Annotated in this window: 1 protein-coding gene; it reads right to left on the bottom strand. The window is 72.1% G+C overall.

Annotation, left to right across the window (positions count from 1 at the left end):
* On the bottom strand, nucleotides 1-1,915 hold a 1,915-nt coding region (locus IE239_RS41285), incomplete at both ends, for an SDR family NAD(P)-dependent oxidoreductase (RefSeq protein ID WP_190154581.1).

Below are 1,915 nucleotides of genomic sequence, written 5' to 3'. Positions count from 1 at the left end.
GGGCGGTGTGTGCTTCGGGGAGTGCGGTCAGCAGCGCGCTGGGACGCACGCTCGTGTACGCGGGAGCGAACCGCCCCCACTCCACGTCCGCCACGACCACGACCGCGTCCCCACCCGCCACGACCTGACCCAGCGCCCGCACCGCCCACCGCGGATCCAACGCCACCAGACCCCGCCGCCGCAACGCCTCCACCGCCCCCGCACCAGCCGCCATACCACTGCCCGCCCACGGACCCCACGCCACCGACGTCCCCACCAGCCCACGCACCCGACGCGCCTCCACCAACGCATCCAACGCCGCATTCGCCGCCGCATACCCCGCCTGCCCCCCACTGCCCCACACACCCGCGACAGAGGAGAACACCACGAACGCATCCAGCACACGGTCCCCCAGCACCGCGTCCAGATGCACCGCACCCGCCACCTTCCCCGCCCACACCCCGGCCAGCTCCCCCACCGACACCTGCCCCAACGGCACATTCACCACCGCGCCCGCCGCATGCACCACCGCATCCACCGCATACTCCGCCAGCAACACCTCCACCGCACCACGCTCAGAGACATCACACGCCTCCACACTCACCCGCGCACCACAAGCCGCCAACTCCTCACGCAACTCCACCGCACCCGGCGCACCCAGACCCCGACGACTCACCAACACCACATGCCCCGCACCCTGCTCCACCGCCCACCGCGCCACCCGCGCACCCAACGCACCCGTACCACCCGTCACCAACACCGTCCCCCGCGGACGCCACACACCCCCACCACCACCAGCACGCACCCGCTCCAGCCGACGCCCGAACACACCCGACGCCCGCACCGCCACCTGATCCTCGACACCCACACCCGCCAGAACAGCCACCAGCCGATCTGCGACACGGCGGTCGATGATCGCGGGCAGATCGACCAGACCACCCCACCGCTCGGAAGCCTCCAGCGCCGCCACGCGGCCCAGACCCCACACCGCGCCCTGCGACACGTCCACAGCCCCGTCCGAACGGCCCACCGCGACGGCACCCCGGGTCAGCGTCCACAAAGGAGCCGACACCCCCGCGTCACCCAGAGCCTGCACCAACGCCAGCGAACCCGACACACCCACCGGCACACCGTCCCCCGACACCTCCCGCGAGAGGGCCAGCAAGGACACCACACCGGCGACCGAGGCCATGCCTGCCAGCTGCTCGGCGAGCTGCGCACGGTCCATGACAGCCGCGCAGGCGAACCGCTCGACCACGGCGCCGCGGTCTGCCAGAGCGTCGAGCACTGCCTGTGTCCACGCGTCCTCGGCGAGCCCGGCCGGCTCGACCACCAGCCAGCGCCCGGACAGCGTCGCGGAACCGGAGACGTCGGTCAGCGGCTGCCACTCGACCCGGTACCGGGAGCGGTCCAGCTCGGCCTGCTCCCGGCTCTGCCGCCGCCAGGAAGTCAGAGCCGGCAACACCGCACCCACGACCTCCTCCCCCAACTCCAGCTCCCCCGCCAAAGACTCCAGGTCCTCCCGCTCCACCGCCTCCCAGAAACGAGCGTCCACCTCACCCCCGGCACCCGTGACCGGCTCCGGACCCACGACCCGCGGCCAGTACCACCGGTGCTCGAACGCATACGTCGGCAACTCCACCCGGCCGACCCCGGGGAAGAACACCGACCAGTCCACCGCCGCCCCACCGGCGAACACAGCGGCCACCGCGGCGACCACCGACCCCGACTCCGCCCCCTTCCTGCGCAACACCGGCACGAACACACGCCCCTCACCCGTGACACAGTCCTGGGCCAGCGTGACAAGAACACCGTCGGGGCCGAGCTCGAGGAAACGCCGGACACCGTCCTGCCCGTCCAGAACCGCCACGGCATCGGCGAAACGCACCGTCGCCCGCACGTGCTCCACCCAGTAACCGGGCGACATCAACTCCTC

This window comes from Streptomyces humidus, assembly GCF_014649655.1.
GTDB classification, from domain to species: domain Bacteria; phylum Actinomycetota; class Actinomycetes; order Streptomycetales; family Streptomycetaceae; genus Streptomyces; species Streptomyces humidus.
This window is presented reverse-complemented; position numbering and strand designations above follow the sequence as displayed.